This is a genomic window from Pseudoalteromonas piscicida (genome assembly GCF_000238315.3).
Classification (GTDB): Bacteria; Pseudomonadota; Gammaproteobacteria; order Enterobacterales; family Alteromonadaceae; genus Pseudoalteromonas; species Pseudoalteromonas piscicida.
In genome coordinates, this window is sequence record NZ_CP011924.1 from 3,971,541 (window position 1) to 3,993,971 (window position 22,431).

Sequence of the window (22,431 nt, forward strand, 5' to 3'; positions counted from 1 at the left end):
ATGCTGATACTGTAAAGCCAAAGTCTAACATTTATAACAATTTTAAGTAGATAAAATGCGCAATAAAACTTATTACTCTTTGCCTATATTGGCCATGTCTGCTGTTTGTTCAGCAACTGAGCAACCAAGTTATATGTCCTATGCAGGCTATACTGGTCTTTTCAATACTCCTAACGCCGAAGTGCTAAAAAAAGGCGTGATTGATATTGGTTACAATAACCAATTAGATCAGAGTGGGCTTAAATATGTCGATGGTCATAACTATATCTTCTCTGCAGGTGTGTTTGATGGTCTTGAAGTAAGTGGGGTTATTGCTACAAACACTATGCATGACAATATGTTTGCAGAGGGTAGAGGCCAGCTTCGAGATCTATCGTTTAACTTAAAATATCAAATCCCCTATATTCCTAAAGAGTGGTTCGATCTAGCTATCGGCGGTAAAGATTTAGGTGGAGCGGCAAATAACTATGAAACCTACTATTTAGCTGGTTCACGCGAATGGAATGACTTTAGGTTTTCTGCTGGTTTCGCGGTAAGTGATCGCGCAACCGGGCAAATGGATGGTGGGTTTGCGGGTATTGAATGGCAGCCGTTAGATTGGTTTGCATTGCAGGTTGAGCATGATGCGGATGCAGTAAATGCGGGCTTACGCTTAACTGTACCTAAGGAGTGGATTTACGATGTTGGTACATTAACGTTAACCAGCAAGTTTTACAGTAATACTGATCATGCAGAAAAGGATACCTTTTGGGGAATAAACTTTTCTATGCCGCTTTTTGAGCAGGCAAAGCTAAACGACCCTACGGAAGCTGCACCAGCGCCGATTTTAGATAATCATAAAAAGCGTGAGGCTGCATTTGAAGCGCACTATCAACAGCAACGAGAATTGGCTCAAAAGCCGCTAGAAGAAGCTAAGCAAGAAGTAACTGAGCGTGATGAATACAGAAAGTCACTAACACTGCAAACTCGGGAACTTAAAAATGCATTAATCGACGATGGCTTAGAGGCGATTAGTGTGGGCTTTAATCGAGACCCGCATATTGTTGTAAGCTTTGAGAACTATGTATTTAATCGTAATGATATAGACGCTATTGGTCTTGTGCTAGGCCGTATTGCTGAACATATAGATGAGCCTGAGGCTAAATATACGATTCAGTTATTAAACCGTGGTATTCCAATGCTTTCTGTGCGTGGTGATATTGATAATTACCGTGAGTTTATTAATACCAGCAGTACGCCAGATATGGATATTCGTCGCGGTGAAATGGATCCGATTGGCAGTGTGTCTTGGGTGGGAATGCCTAAAGCTAACAGTCCTTACTTTAAGCCTCGTGTAACTATAGGGCCTTCACTAGATTCACATTTTGCGACTGAGATAGGTGTTTATGACTTTTCACTCGCAATTAAAGCCGATGTGGATGTGCCGATGTGGTATGGCGGTGGTATAAGCGTTAGTGCTGAAACTGAAGTTGCCAAAACAGATGACTACGAAACAGGCAAAGCATTTGGCCGCTTTGCAAAAGACAGTGGTGTTACGCAAGCGACAATCTATCAAACGTTAGATTTACCGTATGGAATTTATAACCAAACCCATATTGGTTTCTTTAAAGAGTTTAATGACTATACCGGTATTAAAAACGAAACGACTTGGCTTAGTGAAAATGGTCGCCACCAGCTTAATGCTGAAATTGGTTATTTAGAATATGATGACTATGACTTGGACAGAGACTATCAAACTTTGTCTTATCGATATAACTGGGTTGAGCAGGATGTGAGTTTTCACGCAACAGCAGGTCGATTCTTTTATGAAGATAGCGGTGTAAAACTAGAAACTCGCTTCTGGTTTGGCGATAGCTATATTTCAATCTTTGCCCAAGATACAGATGTACAGGTCGCAGGTATTGCATTTAGTATCCCGCTTACTCCACGTAAAGATATGGCACCAATCCGTTATGGCCAGATAAAAGGGAATGAAGCATGGCGTCATGAGGTGAGTACGCGTATTGGTGAGTCACACAATCAATTGGTTATTGGCCGTGGACATTCAGTTAAGACATCTGTGAATTTGGATAAGACATTCCTTAATCAAGGACGTTTGTCGAGTAGTTATATTTACAGCAATTTGGCAAGATTACGAGAAGCGTACCTAACTTACAGATAACAGTATCAGCGGCTTTGTGTCGCGATGCTCCTGTCGCGGGATAAACCCGCTGCTACGAGAGCTGTGTTTCGATGTTTTTGTCGGGGGATATGGATTTGTAGCAGCGACTTTACGTTGCGAAGCTCTCGTCGCGGGATAAACCCGCTGCTACGGGAGCGGTGTTTCGATGCTTTTGTCGCGGGGTTATGTATTTGTAGCAGCGATTTTACGTCGCGATGTGCTTGTCGTGGGATAAACCCGCTGCTACGGGAGCGGTGTTTCGATGTTTTTGTCGCAAGGTAATGTATTCGTAGCAGCGACTTTATGTCGCGATTCTCTTGTTGCGATGCTCTCGTCGCGGGATAAACCCGCAGCTACTAAAACCTGCGGGAATCATACAAGCATCTCATTCACACTCTTAAATTTATATACCTTGTTAATAAATAAGCACTATATTGCAACTTTTTGCTATAAATTTGACTTCATTCATTGTCTATTTAGTGTTCTAAAGGTATCCTACTTTCAACTTATTACAGGCGGTTGGAACTACCGCTTTTCTGTGATAAATTAAGGCAGCTAACTCCGACTATATGGTTGTTTTTCCGCTAGATTGGTAGAATAACTGAGTTGGCTTTAGTCAGGGAGCGACTTAGTCCCTGTCTGTCTTATTAAATGATTTAAAACTTAAGCTTATATTGTTCGCAATATGGCTTTTTTTATGAGTTAACGCGTCAAATCGACGTAAGTTAACAGAAGGAAAACAAGGACTAATCATGATTGCAAATAAAAAATCTCTTCTTGCGCTCTCTGTAGCGTCTGCGCTAACGCTTTCTGGCTGTTTTAGCGATGACGATAACAACGTAACTATCACGCCTCCACCAGAGCCTACTGATCCAGTAGTCGTTGCTCCGGATGCACCAGATGCACTTTCTCTAGTTGTAAATGGTAGTGTGGTTGATAAAAAATCAACTAACGTTGTTCCTGCGACAATCGCTTTCCTTGAAAACGGTGAAGCGTCTGCAAACATCGTAAACACTAAAGGCGAAGCAATCGCAACAGTAGAAACTGGTGAAGCAGGTAACTTTGTATTTTCTGTAAAAGAAGGCGCAGAGCTTTCTCAAATTACAGCTGTTGTAACAGCTGACGGTTACTTCTCAAAGAGCTTTAATATTGACCTAACAACAGAAGCAGATACCGCTGAGCTTGCAGTTCAGTTGGCCCTTGTTTCTAAAGATCTAGATACAGTTGTTGAAGAAGTTGTTGAAGTGGCAGTTGAAGGCGGTGCAGTAGCAGAAGCAATCACAGCTGAAGCTGCAAAAGGCAAAGCTGGTGCTGATGTAACAATCCCTGCAGGTGTTGTATTACGCGATGCAAGTGGTGCGGCTATCACTGGTACTGATATTTCTCTAAATGTTGGTTCTGCAGATCCAACTTCATCAGATGCAGGTGCTGTACTTCCTGAAGGTCTAAACGCTGATAGCGCTGCAACTTTAGCGGCTCCTGTAGGTGTTGCTAACGTAACAATGACTGACGAGAATGGCGTTAAGATCAAACAGTTCAGCAACCCAATCTCTATCTCTATCTCAATTCCAAAAGAAACAGTACTAGCATCTGAAGGCCGTGCTGTTCAAACTGGTGACGTACTAGGTCTGTCTTCTCATAACGAAGACACTGGCGTATGGACAAAAGAAGTAGACAATCAAGTAACGGTTGGCGCACTAAACGAAGCTGGCACTGCTTATAAAGCTTCTTTCATGACTGATCACCTTACATTCTTCACCGCAACTGATGAAGTTGCAGTATGTAATGCGGATGTATCAGTTAACATTAATGGTGACGTACCAGCTGGTGGCCTATTCGTAGATGTTCAATCTTCAGACATCAACGCAACACGTTCTATCGCTGCAGGTTCAACTTCTAAAGTGATTTACACAGCTGCAAATGCGGGTAAAAACAACGTAAGTGCTGATGCAACTGCACGCATCGTTTTACGTGACGCTGAAGGTACCGTTTGGTTCGACTCGGTAGACGAAGTAGCGGTATGTGGTGAGCCAGTAAATGCAACTCTTGTGGCTCCTGAAGTTGAATACACAACTACGTCATTTGCACTGACTGGTGTGTGTTCGAACGAAGCTGACACAGCTGTTCCTGTAGAAAACTCGGTAGTAACCTACCGTCGTGCTGGTAAGGCAACTTACCAAGCTGCAAATGCTACAGGTACATACACACTAAACAACTTAGTTGTTGGTGAAACATACACTGTTAACATCGATACGCTAACACTTGAAGTAGCATCGGGACAAGCAACTTCATTTACATTTGAAGCGGGTACTGATGCAGCAGATCAGCAGTTACAAATGGTTTGTGAAACTGTAACTGGTGCATAATAGCCTCTAGCAAGACTTAATTTGCTTAAAAGCCGCACTTTGATGCGGCTTTTTTATACCTACCGTTTATCTGCCATTATTTGTTTTGTGGGGACGAGATCCTGTAGCTGCAACTTTATGTCGTGATTTTTTGTTGCAAAGAGCGTTAACAGATAAAGTAATTTACCAAAAAATCACCAAAAAATATTTTAATTACTAGCTGGACAATCTTTGAACTTTCTCTATATTTAAGTTTCGATGTAATAAAACGCGCGTTAGTGCCGCTTGGCACTTTCAAAAAAGGGAACAAGGACCAATCATGATTTCGAACAAAAAATCTTTACTCGCTTTATCTGTAGCTTCAGCTTTAGCACTTTCGGGCTGTTTTAGCGATGATGATAACAATGTGGTAATCACTCCGCCACCTGAGCCAACAGATCCGGTGGTTGTTGCACCAGAAACACCTGCAGCTTTAGCATTTGCTGTAAGTGGTAACGTAGTTGATATTGATACTGTTGATATCGTTGCTCCGGCGACAATTACCTTTTTTGAAGATGGTGAACCAACCTCAAATTTGGTTAACGTCAATGGCGACGCAATAACTCAGATCACAACAGAAGATGGTAGCTTCACCTTTACTGTAAAAGAAGGTGCGAATGTCGGGATTGTGACTGCTGTGGTCGCTGCTGATGGCTATTTTTCAAAAAGCTTTGACATCGACTTAAGTAACGAAGATTCTGAAGCAACGCTAGAAGCAGAATTGGCACTTGTGTCAAAAGGCGGTGACGAAGTTGTTGAAGCAAGCGTTTCTGAAAGTGTGACTAACGCAACAACAGCTTCTCCTGTTACAGCTGCGGCTGCAAAAGGTAAAGCAGGTTCTGATGTAACGGTTCCTGCAGGCGTGCAACTAAGAGATGCAAGTGGTAATGCCGTTACAGGTACTTCTGTATCATTAACTGTTGGCTCCGCGGATCCTACGTCTAGCAAGATTTCAGCTGTTTTGCCAGCTGGGCTGAGTGCTGGTAGTACAACCAGTATTAAAAAGCCAGTTGGTGTAAGTAACATCGTTATGCAAGATAACAATGGAACTAAGATCAAACAATTTAGCCAAGAGATCGATGTTTCTGTTTCACTTCCTGTCGCAACCTTAGCACCATCTGGTGATAGAACAATTCAAACGGGAGACCAGTTTGATGTTTCTTCAAATAACGAAGATACTGGTAAATGGCAGTCAGAAACGAATAAAGCAACTGTTGGTGCGTTGAATGCTGAAGGCACGGCTTACAAAGCATCTTTTAAAACCGATCACCTTACGTTTTTTACACTGTCTCGTTCAGTTCCAATTTGTACGCAAGGTATTACTGTTAATGTAACTGGCGATACAGTGCCGAGTTCAGGCCTATATGTGAGTATGACCTCTGCTGATGCAAGTGTATCAAGTTATTTACGCGGCGGTACTACGTCAAAAACAGTTGTTTCAGCTAGCACTTCAGCGCGTTATGGTATTAGCTCATCAGCAACAGCACGTGTAGTTATCCGTGACGCAGCAGGTAACGTGTGGGGGAATGCTTCATCAACAAATGCTGAAGTTCAGGTATGTAATGGCCCAGTTTCGATCACGCTAGCAAATCCAATTCAAACCACTGTTAACGAAAATGTAACTGTTAGAGCTGTGTGTTCTAACGATACAACGGTAACAGAAGTTATCCCAGGTGCGATTGTTAAATATAGATCAAGTACGACTAAGCCATTCCGCACAGCAGCGAACAATGGTGACGGTACTTTTGCATTGTCAGCACTTAACGGTGATGTCGCGTCATATGCTGTTAGTGTAGATCCTCGAATTTCAGCCCCATTTACAACGTCTATTACGCCTGATGGAACGGATGAAACTATCGATGTTTCAGTGGCTTGTGACACTGTAACGGGTAGCTAAGTAAAGAATGATTAGTCCAATCAGTTAAGCCGCGGAGACGCGGCTTTTTTCTTGCCTAAATCTTAAATATTTTTATTCATAAAATCATACTCCCAGAATTAACTTTTTCTTTCGTCGCCGCGACTTTATGTTGCGACTCTTTTCATGACTTCATGCCGAGATTCTTTCTGTAGGCTTATGTCACGGTCTTTTTTATTGTGCAGATCCTGTCACCGTTATTGGTTTTCTATCGCGGGATAAACCAGCTGCTACGAATTTGGCGTAGCAGCGACTTTATGTCGCGACTGTTTTCATGACTTTATGCCGAGGTTCTTTCTGTAGGCTTATGTCACGGTCTGTTTTATTGAGAAGAACCTGTGGCCGTTATTGGTTTTCTCTCGCGGGATAAACCCGCTGCTACGAGTTTGGCGTAGCAACGACTTTAGGTTGCGACTCTTTTTATGACTTTATGCCGAGATTCTTTCTATGAGTTTATGTCACGGTCTTTTTTATTGAGAAGATCCTGTTGTTATTGGTTTTTTATCGCGGGGTAAACCCGCTGCTACGAATTTGGCGTAGCAGCGACTTTATGTCGCGACTCTTTTCATGCTTTTATGTCAGGATTCTTTCTATAGGCTTATGTCACGGTCCTTTTTTATTGTGAAGATCCTGTCGCCATTATTGGTTTCTATCGCGGGATAAACCCGCTGCTACGAATTAGGCGTAGCAGCGACTTTAGGTCGCGACTGCTTTCCTGCCTTTAGGTCGCGATTCTTTCTATAATTTTATGCGAAGATGACGCCATGACGTTCCTGCCGACGGACAAGCTTGGGTCTAGGCGGGAAGGTGACTATCAAACTTCCGAAAAAGACTAAAAACCGTTAAACTTAAGATCTTTAGTATACTCAATACGTTGACTACAGTATGAAATCTCATTTAGGCCGCAGAGCATTTTCCACTATGGAGCTTCATATCTTGTTTAACGGTTATATCTACTCAGATGAAAAGCTAAAGCGTGAACAGCCTAAACATTGGCATTTTTGGCTACCTTTACTGAGTTATTACACCGGTGCGTATAGTGATGAAATTGGCTCACTCACATTTGATGATGTTTACTACAAAGATCACGTTCATGTATTTCACTTTAACACCCATGGTAAAATTCAACCGCGAGTGGTGCCAATTCATCCTGCATTATGGCAAGCAGGATTGGAGCAATATCTAACATTGGTAAAACAGCAAGGACATCGACGTCTTATGTTTGATTTACCCGCAAAAACTGGTCGTTATAGCGAAAAAGTTAGAATATGGTTTTCTGGAGAGGGGGAAAGACAGGGATATCTACAAAAATGTGGTTTACCCAATGTTGATCAGCAAGGAATGAAAACGGCGATCAGCAGTTTACGACTAAACTTCGAGCAACAAATCAGAATATCAGCTATTCAGCTCGGCACTAAAGACAGCTTTCAATATTTATTGGGTTTAAAGCAAGATGGACATGAAGTTACGCGCCCACCTTTTCATTTGCTCAAGCAGGTTATTTCTCCGATCCGGGTTATTAATCCCTATATCACATGGCAACGCTTTGTGGAGCGGCATTAAAACGTAGTACTCAGTTACTACCACTTCTTACGTCAGGCGTATTATTATTTGCAAGATAATTTAAGCAAGTAACACGCAGCATAGACGCCAGGTTTTTAATCTCACCATGACGTTCAATCACTTCTTGGTAAAGTAAAGAAATAAACTCGGCAAGGCCCAGATCTTCCCGTTGAGCTATGGTTTCTAATACTTGCCATATTTCATTTTCTAACGCGAGGCTAGTAACAGCTCCTTGAATACGAATAGAACGTTTGGCTACTTCGTAACGATGAGGCTCAGTTGATGCGTAGAGTTCACACATATAAATTCCGTAGGTAAAGTAATGGCAAAAATGATCCACTCAATGATCAGAGTAAAAGACGCTGATCGCTCAATTAAATTTTATCATGATGTATTTGCGTTAGTAGTGAAACGACGTATCGACTTTAATGATTTTTCTCTTATCTATCTTGGCAACGATGAAACTTCGTTTGAATTGGAGCTAACTTGGAATCATGACACCACTGTAGATTATACAATCGGTAATGGCTATGGGCATTTGGCTTTCGCCACGGATAGCTTGCAGGCTATCTACAGCAAGGCTCAAGAGAATAGTTATTGCCCTAAAGAAATCAAAGATTTTTATAATCAAAATGTATTAATAGCAAGATTCTTTTTTATTAAAGATCCTGATGGTTATGATATTGAAGTAATTGAAAAAAGCGATGTGTATCGGTAGCTTAGGGTTTATCTCGTGACGTGAAGGCGTGAAAACAATCGCGATGTAAAGTCGCTGCTACGAATGTACACAAACCTGTAGCAGCGGGTTTATCCCGCGATGTAAAGGCATGAAAACAATCGCGACGTAAAGTCGCTGCTACGAATGTGGATAAACCTGTAGCAGCGGGTTTATCCCGCGACCAAGGTTGGTTATTGCGACATAAAATTGTTAAAAGTGTCACGACGTCAACAAGGCGTAAAAGCAATCGCGACCTAAAGTCGCTGCTACGAATGTACGCAACCCTGCATCTGGGGGGATCCCGCGGCCAAAGTTGATTCCAATATACTTTTGAAGTTTGCTCTCTTTCAAATCAGCTCTATTCTTTAAGTATGCAGGGTTATAAGGATATAACATGTACAAAAGTCGAAACTTGAGGAATAAGCGGGTCTCACTCGTAAATCATTTCTATGCAATTACCTTAACGTGCAAAGATAGAAAATCGTACTTTAACTCCTTTTCGATTTGTGCCGAGGCCGCTAAGACGATCATGGCTTGTGAGCAGGGGCAGCTTTTTAAAGTCATTGCTTTCGTATTAATGCCGGATCATCTTCACTTAATCATTCAATTAAATGGTTCTTTAAAGTTACCAGATTCTATTCGAGCGATAAAAGGTCGCGTAGCAACCAGTTTACGTTCTTTCGGAGTATTTGGCTTATGGCAAAAAGGTTATTATGAACATTTAATTCGAAGTGAAGACGACTTAAAAGAACAAGCAAGGTATATAATTCAGAATCCAATTAGGGCTAAGCTTGTTACGCGGGTAGGTGAATATCCATATTGGTTTTGTATTTGGGTGTGATTTATTAAGGTGATTGCAGTTAAACAATCACGACGTATAGTAAAAAGGTCGCGATCTAAAGTCGCTGCTACGAATGTGGATAAACCTGTAGTAGCGGGTTTACCCCGCGACAAATTAAGAAGCTAGGCTTAATTGATGAAAGCGTTTCAAAAATTGCGAAAACTCTTCACCTAATTGCTCATCACGAATAGCATATTCAACGATGGCTTTAAGGTAACCAAGCTTGTCGCCACAATCATGCGAACGACCGCTCATATGAAAAGCCTCAACGGTTTCCTGTTCCATCAACATATCAATAGCGTCGGTTAACTGAATTTCTCCACCAGCACCGACAGGCGTTTTTCTTAGTAGTGGCCAAATATTTTTAGAAAGCACATAACGACCAACAACTGCTAGATTAGAAGGAGCTTCTTCTATGGCTGGCTTTTCTACCATATGCTTTATTGCACTACTTTCACCTGGACGTAGCGACAGACCGTTGATATCAGCAATACCATACTTGCAGACATCCTGCTGTGGTACAGGCTCTAACATAATTTGGCTAGCTTTCGTTTGATTGAAACGAGATAGCATTGCGGCTAAATTTTCATTTCCCTGATCGGCCGTGTATTCATCCAAAATGACATCAGGCAGTACAACAACAAAATCATTATCCCCAACAATAGGTTGCGCACACAAAACAGCATGGCCAAGACCTTTGGCTTCACCCTGACGAACATGCATAATCGTAACGTCTTCAGGGCAAATCGAGCGCACTTCATCTAAAAGTTTACGCTTAACACGTTTTTCGAGCGTTGCTTCCAATTCAAAGCTGGTATCAAAATGGTTTTCAATTGCATTTTTTGATGAATGAGTCACTAATACAATTTCTTTAATACCCGCAGCAACACATTCTTTGACAATATATTGAATGAGTGGCTTATCTACCAAAGGCAACATTTCTTTAGGAATGGCTTTGGTCATTGGGAGCATGCGAGTACCAAGGCCCGCGACAGGAATAACTGCTTTCATAAAAAGTCCATATTTTGACTGGTTTCCAATTTTCACCCTGCATTGTAGCGCTTCATACAAAAGTTGCAAACCAGATTAAGTTGCAATTTCTTCAATAGTATTTAGGAGTATACTCTAATACTTCATTTTATGCCGTTGCTTCGCTTTTTCGCTTTTTCGCTATTTTGGAGCTCTTTGTTCAAGCTATTAGGCGAATGAAAACATCATGAACGACGAGAGCTGAATGAGCACTGATTTTAGAGATTACAGCTTTGATCTTTCTACGCTTTTCCATATTTCAATTGAGAGTTACTGTACATAAGAAGCCAAACTGATTTTATCTTGCACATTAGTGGCTCTATCTAGTGAAACACAAAATTCGGCTTAATTTTTTATTAAGTCGAATTTACGGCAGGAATATGGGTTCAATGTGAAGGCGTATCGTAGTTATCTCACAAAGCGATGTTAGCTTGCATTACAACTGCTTTTATCGCGATCTGTAACTTATAGGGTTATATATCATATCTATTTTATTCGGTTATTTTTAGGCCGTACGTTAAATTTAAATTGGATAGTAGGAATAAAAAAGCCCCTTTCGGGGCTTAAATTAACCTTTAGATATGGAATAATTAAAAGTTAACTGTGATTTCGTTTGAGCAGATTTCACCAGATTGACATACTTTATATGTGTAACTGGTGGCTTCTAAATCACGTGAGAAGTCTCTGAACTTACCTGTGTTTGCAACCGTTTCAAGTGCTTGACCATCACGGTAAATCGTTACTTCATCAGCACTGCTGCCTTGCCATGAAAGCTCTACGCGGATAAAGCCTAAGCGAGACTTATTAGCGCGAACCAGCGATAGCTCAACCTCATCAGTGCTAACCGCAACAGACTGAGTGGTTGTGTGGCTGTTGCCTTCACTATCAGTCACCGTTAGAGCAACGCTGTACTCACCAGATGCTGCAAATTCATGAATTGGGCTTGCGTCAGTACTGATGCTGCCATCACCAAAGTCCCATGCCCAGCTAACGATATCATCATTCGGATCACGGCTTTCATCAGTGAATGTCACGGTAAGGCCTGAAGCTGCAAAGCTAAAGCCCGCAACAGGAGGTTGAGGTGATGCCTCGCCTAGGCCTGTTAAGTTTAGTGTCCAGATGTTTAATGTACCTGTATCGATACCTGCATTATCTGAGACAGACAATGTCCAATCACCCGTTGCAACCTCACCATTAAATGCCGCAGAGTTAAAGGTTTGGTTAATGTCATCAGCACCGCCACCCTGACGGTTGTGCAGTGTTGCCACTGTACCCGCAGGAGAGGTAAGCGTAACAATTAAGTCGCCGATGTAGGTGTGTGTAATATCCACTATAGTATTGCTATCAAATACAGTAACAGTGTCAGCTACAGTGATCACGGAAGTAATACCTGAAGCATCGTTATCTGGAATGTCTACCGCGGTAGTATTCTCATAGCTGAAATCGCTTAATCCTTGAGGTAATACATACAGTCCTACTTGCTCATGATCCGCAAGCTCGCCAGATGTTGCATTAAGCGTGAAACTATACTCGCCCCACTGAGTTGAAGCTGTAGTTGGTACAGACAGTGTTACTGTATCGCCTGGCATTGCGGTAGTTGCAGACAGCGTTGCACCTGCAATTGGTGAAGTAACGGACAAATCAATAGTGCCCTGCCAGTCAGCGACTGAAGCAAAAGTAAATTCGTATGTTGCAGTATCGCCCGCTGTGATTTCTTGATTAGCAGGACGAGCTGATACTCTAAAGCCTGGCTCTGGATCTGCATCAATTACTGCTTGATTCACATTTAAGCGCTTACCAGACACAGTTTTATCTGTAAGATCTGCATTAACATCACCACTTTGCATTAGTAGGTTTTTAAGCTCAACAGCAGTGAGTGTCGGGTTGATAGAAAGTACCAGAGCCGCTGCACCAGCAACATGAGGCGTCGCCATCGAAGTACCTGAGTAGCTTGAGTAACCACCACCCGGAAGGGTAGATAAAATTGCGCTACCTGGTGCACCCATATCTACAGACGTTAGACCCCATTGTGAAAATGAAGACATCGCGTCAGTATGGGTTGTACTTGCGATAGAGAATACGCTGTCGTGCTCGTAGCTTGAAGGATAATGAGGGTTTACATCGTTATCTACCGCACTGTTACCGGCCGCTGCCACAAATAAGATGTCCGCATTTTCACTTGCAGTGATCGCATCAGAGAGTGCTTGGCTAAAACCGCCGCCACCCCAACTGTTATTAGTAACGCGAACGTTGTGACCGGCATTTTTAAGCGCTACGATATAGTCAATACACTCAATCGCATCTGAAGTTGAGCCTGAGCCTGATGCATCTAGGAATTTACAGCCGACGATTGAGACTTCATGGTTCACACCAGCAACGCCTGTAGCGTCGTTGCCTGAGGCACCGATAGTACCTGAAACGTGTGTACCGTGACCTTGGTCGTCCATCGGGTCGCCACTGCCTGTGATTGCGTTAATACCGTGAACGTCATCAATATAGCCGTTACCATCATTATCAATGCCATCTCCAGCGATCTCTCCTGGGTTGCGCCATGCGTTTGCCGCGAGATCTGGGTGGGTATAATCAATACCCGTATCGATCACACCGACGATAACATCACGTGAGCCAACCGTAATATCCCACGCTTCAGGAGCGTCAATATCGGCATTAGCCGTACCACCTGTTTGACCTGTGTTATGCATGCCCCAAAGCTCATCAAAACGACTATCATCTGGGATTCCAAGTGCTTTTACTTGATAGTCAGGTTCGACATATTCAATGGCCGGGTGGTTAGCTAGTTTTTCAATTGCTTGCTTTGCTGTGATGCTATCTAGTTTAAAGTTTGCTAGGCGACCTTTTAAAACATTGCGATATTTGTCGTCTACGCCATCAGCGTTCAAATCCGCCATCTTGGCTTTTACAAGGTTTCTTGCATTGGCACGAAGTGCAGCAGAAGTGTTTTCTTTAAACACAACTAAGATGCTGTCATCTGCGGTTGCTGTTGTAGTTTCGATTTGAACAGCTGCTTGAGAAGTGAAAGCAAGTACAGGAAGCAAAGCCAAAGACAATGCAGAAAGTTTAGATCTCATATTAATAACCTTTTTAATTTCAAGCGTATCCATCAATACACAATTTTTGGGTTGGTAGTTTTTCTGGTAGTGGCTGTGGTCTTTTTGGCAACGTCTTAAAACCTAGACCCAGATATTGAGCAGTGCAATGTAAAAAAAGAGTTAATTAATAAAATCAGTTTTTTTTACTGATTTTTAATTTTTGGAATAGATTATTTGGTTCTTTTTTATGGGGTGAGTGGATATGGGTACGATTGAACTTTAGTCATACTTTTTTTGTACCTCCATATTTTATTCGTAATTTTGTGTGAGTTTACCCCTATACCTTATTGAAAACAATGGAGTATTTTTTTCATAAAATCTTCTTATTTATCTTCAGTTGTTCCCATCTTAGAGTTAAAGGTGACAAGACGTAATAAAATATATTATTTCAACATATGAATTTGCTGACTTTGATATAGATTATGTTTTTCACTAAAAATGTAACACTCTGGTAACTGGCACAGGTGGGAGCGACTCAGGAGTAATGAGTCATAACAGGACGTTAGTTAAGTGGAAAGTTGCAGTTGGCTGAGTTCGGCAACAACTCAATGCCTGCACCGCTCACTTAATTGAAAAATAATATAATAAATCTCTAAGGAGAACAGTGTGAAGTTTTCAAAATCAATCGTAAGTTGCGCTATCGCGCTTGCACTAACACATTCAGTTACAGCACATGCTGAGGCAAAATCAGATAATAAACCACTTTCAACTTCTGCACTTTCACAAGTGGAGCGTGCAAGTGGAACAAGTAACGAACTCAAACTTTCACAAACGTCAGGTAGCCAAGGTGGTAACGAGTTAGCTTCGGTGCAACTGGGTACTTCTAACCTGACAGATGTGACTACGATTGGCGACAACAATATTACTGAGGCCGATCAGAATGGTACTGGTAACGTCGCTATTATTACGACCACCGGAAATAACAATAACCAAGTATATAGCCAAGATGGTGAATCTAACGGCGCATTAACTGAGGTTACTGGTGATGATAACGCGATTGACATTCAGCAATCAGGTAGCGGGATCCTTGGGATTAACAACGAAGCCATCAATGTGATTAATGGCGATCAAAATACTATTACAGTATCTCAAGGTTCTGGCGGCCAATGGTTCTACAACCTAAATATGCAAGGTAGCCAAAACGAAGTAACAGCGACACAAACAGGTACGTGGAACGAAGCGACACTTGAGTCGGTACAAGGTGACATGAACCAAATCACCTTAGATCAAGATGGTGTATACAACCAATACAAAGTAGTTAGTCTACAAGGTAATGAAAACGAAATTGAATCGAGCCAAAGCGGCAACTTCAATGTTATCTCTGTAGAGACTGTGATTGGTGATGACAACCAAGTTGAGATCGAGCAATCGGAAGGTGATAGCAATACGGTTAACGTATTTGAAATTACTGGAGACAATAACGAGCTTAGTATCGATCAGGAAGGCTCAACTAACACCTTCGCGTCAGATTTATTAGTTGGTAACGACAACGAAGTGATGACTGAACAACGTGGCGACGAGAACAAAGCCCAAGCAGACGTGATCGGTGATAATAACGAATTTACTGCGATGCAAATCGGTAATGGTAACGAGATGTATCTTGGGGTTGCTGGCGAGAACAATGAATTTTCAGCAACTCAAGTAGGTGATGCGAACATCGCACACATTGCGAACTTCAACGGTAGTGATAATGATGTTGATGTTACCCAAACGGGTGATGAAAACGAGGCTGTGGTGCAGTCATCTTATCCTGATGTTAGCTTGGCAAGTAATGATAACGCAGTTGATATTTCTCAAAGTGGCACAGGCAATGGTGTTGTTGTGACAATGAGCAGCGTATTTGATAGTAGCTCAAACCAAGTAGATATTGCGCAGTCTGGCGAGTTCAACGCGATTGATCTGATGCTTGAAGGCAGCCGCAATATGCTAGACATCACACAAAATGGTAGCAACAACTTTGTGATGGGTATGGGCTCAGAAGCATTCATTATCAATGGCGATGATAATGCGTTTACAGTAAGCCAAATTGGTGATGGCAACTTAGTCCAAGGTGGAATTACAGGTAGTGGTCAAAACATTACCGTAACTCAGGTTGGTGACAACAACGTTGCGACTATCACTCAGCAATAACTAAGTAATTTAGATAGGGGGCAAAACCAGCCCCCATATTTTGTACTATTCAGCTAACCAAAACATCAATGTGAATCTCGTCAGCAAAGACATTCTACGCCGTGAGTAAACAAATAATGATAAGAATAATAACACTCTTGAGCGCTATGCTCGTTTCTACGTTTTCACTGAGTGCACAAGAAGATGTAGAAATTGATGGTTTAGTGATGGATCAGAGTATTAGCCGATTTGGTCACCAGTTTTACTTTCAATTTTCACAGCTGTGGAGAGATGTTCCTAACACCTCGGGAATTAATATCACGGTTAAAGAAACGGTTTTGCCAAGAGCTGGCACTCGGTTAGAGGTATTAATGAACAGTCGCGCAGTGTACGCAACAGCTATGGGAAGAAGGGGCGGCTCCGTTGATGAACGAGTCGAGACTGCTATTTTCACCATTATGGACGCGATGGCGAGAGAACAATATCAACAGAATGGCTCTGAAGATCTAGCAGCGAGCGGGTGGTAAAATGACAACAATAAAAACAACAATCATGTTCGCTGGTTTAATACTACTTGGTAGTGCTCATGTGACAGCGACTGAGCTTGTATATAAACCAATTAACCCTGCATTTGGTGGTAATCCGTTAAATGCCAATATGTTACTTAGTAAAGCACAATCTCAAAATAAACATAGAGCACCTATCATAGAAAAAACCTATGACGAAAAGTTTCAAGAATCACTTGAGCGTACGTATCTCAACCGTTTGGTAAGAGAAATCACGGATGTGGCGTTTGGTGAAGATATTCAAGACAGTATCTTTAACCAAGACGCGACCTTTATGAGTGGTGATTATCAAATTCAAGTGATCACCAGTACACCCGACACCATTACGGTTAGAATAACAAACACAGCATCGGGTGAAGAAACCATTCTAGAGGTACCCAGATTTGCCTCATCGGCTGGTGGAGGATATTAAATGCTCCGCGTAATTTTATTGGTATTTTTATTACTGCTTGGCGGTTGTTCTAGCATGTCTCGCGTATTGCCACCTTCGCAAAGTGTAGCAATTGAGCTGACTGACACCGAAACCTTTGCAGAACTAAAAAACTTACCTACACCGAAAGGGCGAATTCCCGTTTCTGTTTATTCGTTTCGCGACCAAACTGGGCAATACAAACCACAAGATAATGTAAGTTCATTTTCAACAGCGGTGACTCAAGGTGCTAACTCTATTTTAATGCAGGCACTACACGAAACCGATTGGTTTATTCCGGTAGAACGTGAAGGACTGCAAAACCTGCTGACTGAGCGCAAAATTATTCGTGCAGCAAGTGATGATAATGACACAAATGCTTTGCCACCTTTAATGACTGCAAAGATCATTTTAGAAGGCGGGATCATCAGCTATGACTCTAATATCCGCACAGGCGGTTTAGGTATGGAGTATTTCGGCATAGGTGCATCTGAGCTTTATCGTGAGGATGTTATCTCTATTTATATGCGCGCAGTTGATGTTCGTACCGGGCAAGTGCTGCTTTCTGTCGCGAGTAGCAAAAAGGTGCTATCCATGGAGGTTCGGGCAGGGTTTTTCCGCTATGTAAGTTATAAGCGTTTGGCTGAAGCCGAAGCGGGTTTTAGCGATAATGAACCAATGCACATTTGTGTAACCCAAGCGATAGAAAAAGCGCTGACTTTGATGGTACAACAAGGCATTGAAAAAGGTGTGTGGTCGGCCGCTACCGCATCGTAGGTCGTGCTTTAGCGCGACAAACCTTTACCACAACGCTCGATTTTACACGGCACGTACACCAACCGTAGGTCGCGCTTTAGCGCGACAAACCTTTACCACAACGCTCGATTTTACACGGCACGCACACCAACCGTAGGTCGCGCTTTAGCGCGACAAACCTTTACCACAACGCTCCATTTTACATGGCACGCACATACCAGCCGTAGGTCGCGCTTTAGCGCGACACATCTTTAAGCATGACAAACCCTTGAGCACGTGCTCACACCACCCACTTTAAAATAAAGAATAATACTGGTGCATGAGATTCAACAATAAAGTCAGCCACCAATAAGCTGAGTATGTTAATCTAAACAGCAATGAAATAATAAAGAACGCTAACATCATGCACGTACATATTTTAGGGATTTGCGGTACCTTTATGGGCGGGATCGCAGCCATCGCTCAATCATTGGGGCACAAAGTCACTGGTTCAGATCTCAATGTTTACCCGCCGATGAGTACACAACTTGAATCACTCGGTATTGAACTAACTCAAGGGTACGACCCTAAGCAGCTCATCGATGTTGAGCCTGATGTGGTGATCATCGGCAATGCCATGAGCCGTGGTAATCCGTGCGTTGAATATGTTTTAGAAAAAGGTATGCGTTATACCTCAGGCCCTGAATGGTTAAAAGACCATGTTTTACGCCAGTCATGGGTGTTGGCTGTGGCCGGTACGCATGGCAAAACAACCACTGCAAGCATGTTAGCGTGGTTACTCGAATACGCAGGATTGCGTCCGGGCTTTTTGATTGGTGGCATAGTGCAAAACTTTGGTGTGTCGGCGCGCACCTCAGATACGCCATTCTTTGTTATCGAAGCCGACGAATACGATACGGCGTTTTTCGATAAGCGCAGCAAGTTTGTCCATTACTTACCTCGCACGTTAATACTTAATAATCTTGAATATGATCATGCTGATATTTTTCCAGATTTAAATGCCATTCAAACCCAGTTTCATCATTTAATTCGCACGCTACCCAGCCAAGGTAAAGCCGTATATCCAGCGAATGATACTGCGCTACAAAACGTTATTGAACGCGGCTTTTGGAGCGAGCAGGAATCGCTTGGTAAAGAATGGTCGTATAACTTGCTCAAGGCTGATGGCTCTCGCTTTACAGTGTTATTTGAAGGCGAAGAAAAAGGCGAAGTAAATTGGCAAGCGATTGGTGTGCATAATGTCAAAAATGCCATGATGGCGATTGCGGCGGCAAGACATGTGGGCATTCCAATCGAGGTGAGTATCGAAGCGCTAGGGCAATTTATTTCTCCCAAACGCCGGATGGAAGTCAAAGGGGAGGTCAATGGCGTTACTGTCTATGATGACTTTGCGCATCACCCCACGGCAATAGCAACGACCCTAGCAGGGCTTAGAGCCAAAGTTGGAGATGCACCTATCATTGCTATTTTAGAGCCGCGCTCAAATACGATGAAGCTGGGCATTCATCAAGAAACCTTATTGCAATCACTTGATGTTGCAGATGAAGTGTATCTATTCGAACCAGATGGCTTATCTTGGTCTCTTAAAGCACAAGCCGAAGCCGCGGGTCGTCAGTGTTTTGCAAGCGTAGATGAGATTGTCGCACAGGTTGTGACAAATCAAGCACCAAACCAACATGTGCTAATCATGAGTAATGGTGGTTTTGGTGGCATCCACGACAAACTTTTAACTGCATTGAAAAAGTAATCACTATGTCAGAACAAACATTTAATGGGCCAATTACGCTGGCCTTTAGTGGTGCGTCGGGCGCCCCTTACGGACTGAGATTACTCGAGGTATTGGTGTCGTTAAACTATCAAGTTTACGTGCTAATCTCGAGCGCAGCCAGAGTGGTGCTGGATACTGAGTCCAATCTAAAACTCTCTGGTAACGAACAAAAAGCAACGGAGCAACTACAGGCGCTTTTCTGTGCTAAAGAAAAGCAAATTCAGGTATTTGGTAAAGATAACTGGTTTAGCCCTGTGGCATCTGGCTCGGCGGCACCCAAGCAGATGGTGGTGTGTCCGTGTAGCGCGGGAAGTGTGTCAGCCATTGCACTTGGGGCATCTGATAATTTGCTTGAGCGTGCAGCAGATGTGGTGATCAAAGAACGTGGCCAATTAATATTAGTGCCGCGCGAGACTCCCTTTAGTCCAATTCATCTTGAAAACATGCTCAAGCTTAGCCGCTTGGGGGTGACTATCATGCCTGCAGCGCCTGGTTTTTATCATCAGCCACAAAGTATCGACGATTTGGTCGACTTTATGGTGGCCCGTATTTTAGATCATCTACACATCGAGCATACCTTAGCTAAGCGCTGGGGTTATGGAGAATAATAAAGTATGACAATAGCACTGAACATCAAAGGGTTAAAAAAAGTTTATAGTAACGGCGTCGAAGCCGTTAAAGGTATTGATCTCGAAGTTCAAGAAGGGGACTTCTTCGCATTGCTTGGTCCAAATGGGGCGGGTAAATCTACCACGATAGGGGTTATTGCCTCTTTGGTGAATAAGACCCAAGGCAGCGTCGAGGTTTTTGGTCATAGTATTGATACTCATTTGGAAGACGCTAAGTCGAACTTAGGTTTAGTACCACAGGAGTTCAACTTTAGCCAATTCGAGACGCTAAACCAAATTCTAGTGACTCAGGCGGGCTATTATGGTGTGCCAAGAGACGTAGCGCACCAGCGAGCCGAGAAGTATCTCAAGCAGCTGGGATTATTTGAGAAAAAAGATAAGCAAGCTCGCACGTTATCCGGCGGTATGAAGCGTCGCTTGATGATTGCAAGAGCATTGATGCATGAGCCTAAGCTTCTTATTTTGGATGAACCTACCGCTGGTGTGGACATTGAACTACGCCGTTCTATGTGGGACTTTTTACGTGAAATTAATAAGCAAGGCGTAACGATCATACTCACAACACATTACTTAGAAGAGGCAGAGCTGTTGTGCCGTAATATTGCGATTATCGATAAAGGCACGATTGTTGAGCACACGACCATCAAGGCATTACTCGCAAAGTTAGACAAAGAAACGTTTGTACTTGATCTTAAGCCGCCCATGCAGCCTGTGGCACTCGATGGTTACCAATTTACCACCGTTGATGACCATACTATTGAGGTAGAAGTAGCTAAGTCGCAAGGGCTCAATGGGGTGTTCACACAGCTCACAGAGCAAGGTAATCAAGTATTAAGTATGCGTAACAAAGCTAACCGTTTAGAAGAGTTGTTTGTTGGCTTATTGGAGCAGGGGAGAGGGGCATAATCGTGTTGAAATATGGCGTCGCGTTAAAAAGTATTTGGATAAAAGAGTGTATTCGGTTTTTACGTATTTGGGTGCAAACCTTAGTACCGCCAGCGATCACCATGACACTTTATTTTGTGATATTTGGCAGTTTAATCGGCTCGCGCATTGGTGAGATGGGGGGCTTTAGCTACATGGAGTTTATTGTACCTGGCTTAATCATGATGTCGGTGATCACCAACTCCTATTCTAATGTTGCCTCGAGTTTTTATTCCACCAAGTTTCAAAAGAGCATTGAAGAACTACTCGTTGCACCTGTGCCTAACTATATTATTGTACTTGGCTATATGGGCGGTGGTATGGCGCGAGGCATGCTGGTCGGGCTTATTGTTACTATCGTCAGTCTGTTTTTTGTGGATATTCAAATTCACAACCTAGCGGTTATCGTCATCACGGTTATTTTAACGTCAGCCGTATTTGCATTAGGCGGTTTGATCAATGCGGTGTTTGCCAACAGTTTTGACGATATTAGTATTATTCCGACTTTTGTGCTGACACCTCTGACTTACCTTGGTGGTGTATTTTACTCAATCACATTACTGCCGGAGTTTTGGCAAGGTGTGTCGCAGGTAAATCCAATCATTTATATGGTAAATGCCTTCCGTTTTGGCTTTTTAGGTGTTTCGGACGTTGATATTGGCGTCGCCTTTACGGTATTAGGTATATTTATATGTGGTTTATTTTGGTTGTCACTGCACTTAATTAAACGCGGTGTTGGACTAAGACACTAACCGCAGAATAAAGAATGAGCGCTGCCATCAATTGCAGCGTTCTTGCGTTATTTCAGGTAAAATCCTTACCATTCCCCCTTAATAATGACTGGTTATGACAGAAGCAAACTCTCGTAGTATCACCACTAATCAACAAGGGCTACACGAAAAGCTCGATGAAATCGTTACTAAGCATCTAACCGCTGAGTTTAAAAAACCCATTGCGGCACATACACAAAGTGCTTTCGATGAGGTTAACGCACGAGTGCAGGCCTTTAATGGACCGATTATTTTGGACTCATGTTGTGGTGTTGGTGAAAGTACTGCAAATTTGGCGAAGCGACATCCTGATGCCTTGGTAATTGGCATCGACAAGTCTGCGCATCGACTAGATAAACACGATGTTGAATATAAACAAACGGAACAAGGCCAATATATTTTGGTGCAAGCCGATCTCAATGACTTTTGGCGATTAGCGTTGGAAGCCGATTGGCAGCCAACTCACCATTATTTGCTGTATCCTAATCCGTGGCCGAAAGCTAAACATATTCAAAGACGCTGGCATGGTAGCGCGGTGTTCCCCTTTATCGTCAAGTTAGGTGGTAAGTTGGAGCTGCGCAGTAATTGGGATATTTATGTACAAGAATTTGCCAGAGCTTTGGCGCTTAGCGGCGTTGATGCTGAAGTGGAAGCCTACGAAAGTAATGAGGCTATTACACCCTTTGAGCGTAAGTATTGGGCAAGTGGTCAATCAAGTACCCGGTTAGTCGTAACGCTTTAATTTAACCCATTGTAGACTTGCACTTCAAATTGATAAA

At 42.7% G+C, this 22,431-nt stretch carries 18 protein-coding genes; 15 read left to right on the plus strand and 3 right to left on the minus strand.

Annotation, left to right across the window (positions count from 1 at the left end; genetic code table 11):
- Positions 1-55 precede the first annotated feature (55 nt).
- From PPIS_RS18040 to PPIS_RS18055, 4 genes are all read left to right on the plus strand, one after another.
- Positions 56-2,161, plus strand: a complete 2,106-nt coding sequence (locus tag PPIS_RS18040; RefSeq protein ID WP_010368524.1) for a YjbH domain-containing protein — start codon at positions 56-58, stop codon at positions 2,159-2,161.
- A 752-nt stretch (positions 2,162-2,913) separates the two neighbouring features.
- Positions 2,914-4,527 carry a hypothetical protein gene (locus PPIS_RS18045; protein ID WP_010368523.1) on the plus strand — a complete coding sequence of 538 codons (1,614 nt, stop codon included), beginning with the start codon at positions 2,914-2,916 and terminating at the stop codon, positions 4,525-4,527.
- 298 nt (positions 4,528-4,825) lie between these two features.
- Positions 4,826-6,442, plus strand: a complete 1,617-nt coding sequence (locus tag PPIS_RS18050) for a hypothetical protein (protein WP_010368522.1) — start codon at positions 4,826-4,828, stop codon at positions 6,440-6,442.
- A gap of 903 nt (positions 6,443-7,345) precedes the next feature.
- Entirely contained in the window at positions 7,346-8,023 is a 678-nt protein-coding gene (locus tag PPIS_RS18055; protein WP_026345528.1) for a site-specific integrase, read from the plus strand.
- Between the two features lie 10 nt (positions 8,024-8,033).
- Here the strand turns inward: PPIS_RS18055 and PPIS_RS18060 are convergent, their stop codons facing one another.
- Complete coding sequence (locus tag PPIS_RS18060; protein WP_010368519.1) at positions 8,034-8,324, minus strand: ribbon-helix-helix domain-containing protein; 291 nt, start codon at positions 8,322-8,324, stop codon at positions 8,034-8,036.
- Positions 8,325-8,345: 21 nt separating this feature from the next.
- Between PPIS_RS18060 and PPIS_RS18065 the strand changes: the two genes are divergently transcribed.
- Both PPIS_RS18065 and PPIS_RS18070 read left to right on the plus strand, forming a co-directional pair.
- Positions 8,346-8,741, plus strand: coding sequence for a VOC family protein (locus PPIS_RS18065; protein WP_010368517.1), 396 nt, complete (start codon positions 8,346-8,348; stop codon positions 8,739-8,741).
- A 394-nt stretch (positions 8,742-9,135) separates the two neighbouring features.
- Entirely contained in the window at positions 9,136-9,582 is a 447-nt protein-coding gene (locus PPIS_RS18070) for an REP-associated tyrosine transposase (RefSeq protein WP_010368516.1), read from the plus strand.
- Positions 9,583-9,696: 114 nt separating this feature from the next.
- Here the strand turns inward: PPIS_RS18070 and galU are convergent, their stop codons facing one another.
- Both galU and PPIS_RS18080 read right to left on the minus strand, forming a co-directional pair.
- The gene (gene galU, locus PPIS_RS18075) at positions 9,697-10,593 is read right to left on the minus strand and encodes a UTP--glucose-1-phosphate uridylyltransferase GalU (protein ID WP_010368515.1); all 897 of its coding nucleotides are present in this window, start codon (positions 10,591-10,593) and stop codon (positions 9,697-9,699) included.
- Positions 10,594-11,201: 608 nt separating this feature from the next.
- Complete coding sequence (locus tag PPIS_RS18080) at positions 11,202-13,700, minus strand: S8 family serine peptidase (RefSeq protein WP_026345527.1); 2,499 nt, start codon at positions 13,698-13,700, stop codon at positions 11,202-11,204.
- Between the two features lie 627 nt (positions 13,701-14,327).
- Between PPIS_RS18080 and PPIS_RS18085 the strand changes: the two genes are divergently transcribed.
- The 9 genes from PPIS_RS18085 to trmB all read left to right on the plus strand — a co-directional run bounded on the left by PPIS_RS18085 (position 14,328) and on the right by trmB (position 22,394).
- Positions 14,328-15,851, plus strand: a complete 1,524-nt coding sequence (locus PPIS_RS18085) for an autotransporter outer membrane beta-barrel domain-containing protein (protein ID WP_010368513.1) — start codon at positions 14,328-14,330, stop codon at positions 15,849-15,851.
- A 116-nt stretch (positions 15,852-15,967) separates the two neighbouring features.
- Positions 15,968-16,357, plus strand: coding sequence for a CsgE family curli-type amyloid fiber assembly protein (locus PPIS_RS18090; RefSeq protein WP_010368511.1), 390 nt, complete (start codon positions 15,968-15,970; stop codon positions 16,355-16,357).
- A gap of 1 nt (position 16,358) precedes the next feature.
- Positions 16,359-16,808, plus strand: coding sequence for a curli assembly protein CsgF (locus PPIS_RS18095; RefSeq protein WP_010368509.1), 450 nt, complete (start codon positions 16,359-16,361; stop codon positions 16,806-16,808).
- Positions 16,809-17,582, plus strand: a complete 774-nt coding sequence (locus PPIS_RS18100; protein ID WP_010368506.1) for a CsgG/HfaB family protein — start codon at positions 16,809-16,811, stop codon at positions 17,580-17,582.
- Between the two features lie 382 nt (positions 17,583-17,964).
- Positions 17,965-19,308, plus strand: coding sequence for a UDP-N-acetylmuramate:L-alanyl-gamma-D-glutamyl-meso-diaminopimelate ligase (mpl, locus tag PPIS_RS18105; RefSeq protein ID WP_010368504.1), 1,344 nt, complete (start codon positions 17,965-17,967; stop codon positions 19,306-19,308).
- Between the two features lie 5 nt (positions 19,309-19,313).
- The gene (locus PPIS_RS18110) at positions 19,314-19,937 is read left to right on the plus strand and encodes a flavin prenyltransferase UbiX (RefSeq protein ID WP_010368503.1); all 624 of its coding nucleotides are present in this window, start codon (positions 19,314-19,316) and stop codon (positions 19,935-19,937) included.
- Between the two features lie 6 nt (positions 19,938-19,943).
- Positions 19,944-20,864, plus strand: a complete 921-nt coding sequence (locus PPIS_RS18115) for an ABC transporter ATP-binding protein (protein ID WP_010368501.1) — start codon at positions 19,944-19,946, stop codon at positions 20,862-20,864.
- Positions 20,865-20,866: 2 nt separating this feature from the next.
- Positions 20,867-21,634, plus strand: a complete 768-nt coding sequence (locus PPIS_RS18120; RefSeq protein ID WP_010368499.1) for an ABC transporter permease — start codon at positions 20,867-20,869, stop codon at positions 21,632-21,634.
- A gap of 94 nt (positions 21,635-21,728) precedes the next feature.
- The gene (gene trmB / locus PPIS_RS18125) at positions 21,729-22,394 is read left to right on the plus strand and encodes a tRNA (guanine(46)-N(7))-methyltransferase TrmB (RefSeq protein ID WP_010368497.1); all 666 of its coding nucleotides are present in this window, start codon (positions 21,729-21,731) and stop codon (positions 22,392-22,394) included.
- Positions 22,395-22,431 lie beyond the last annotated feature (37 nt).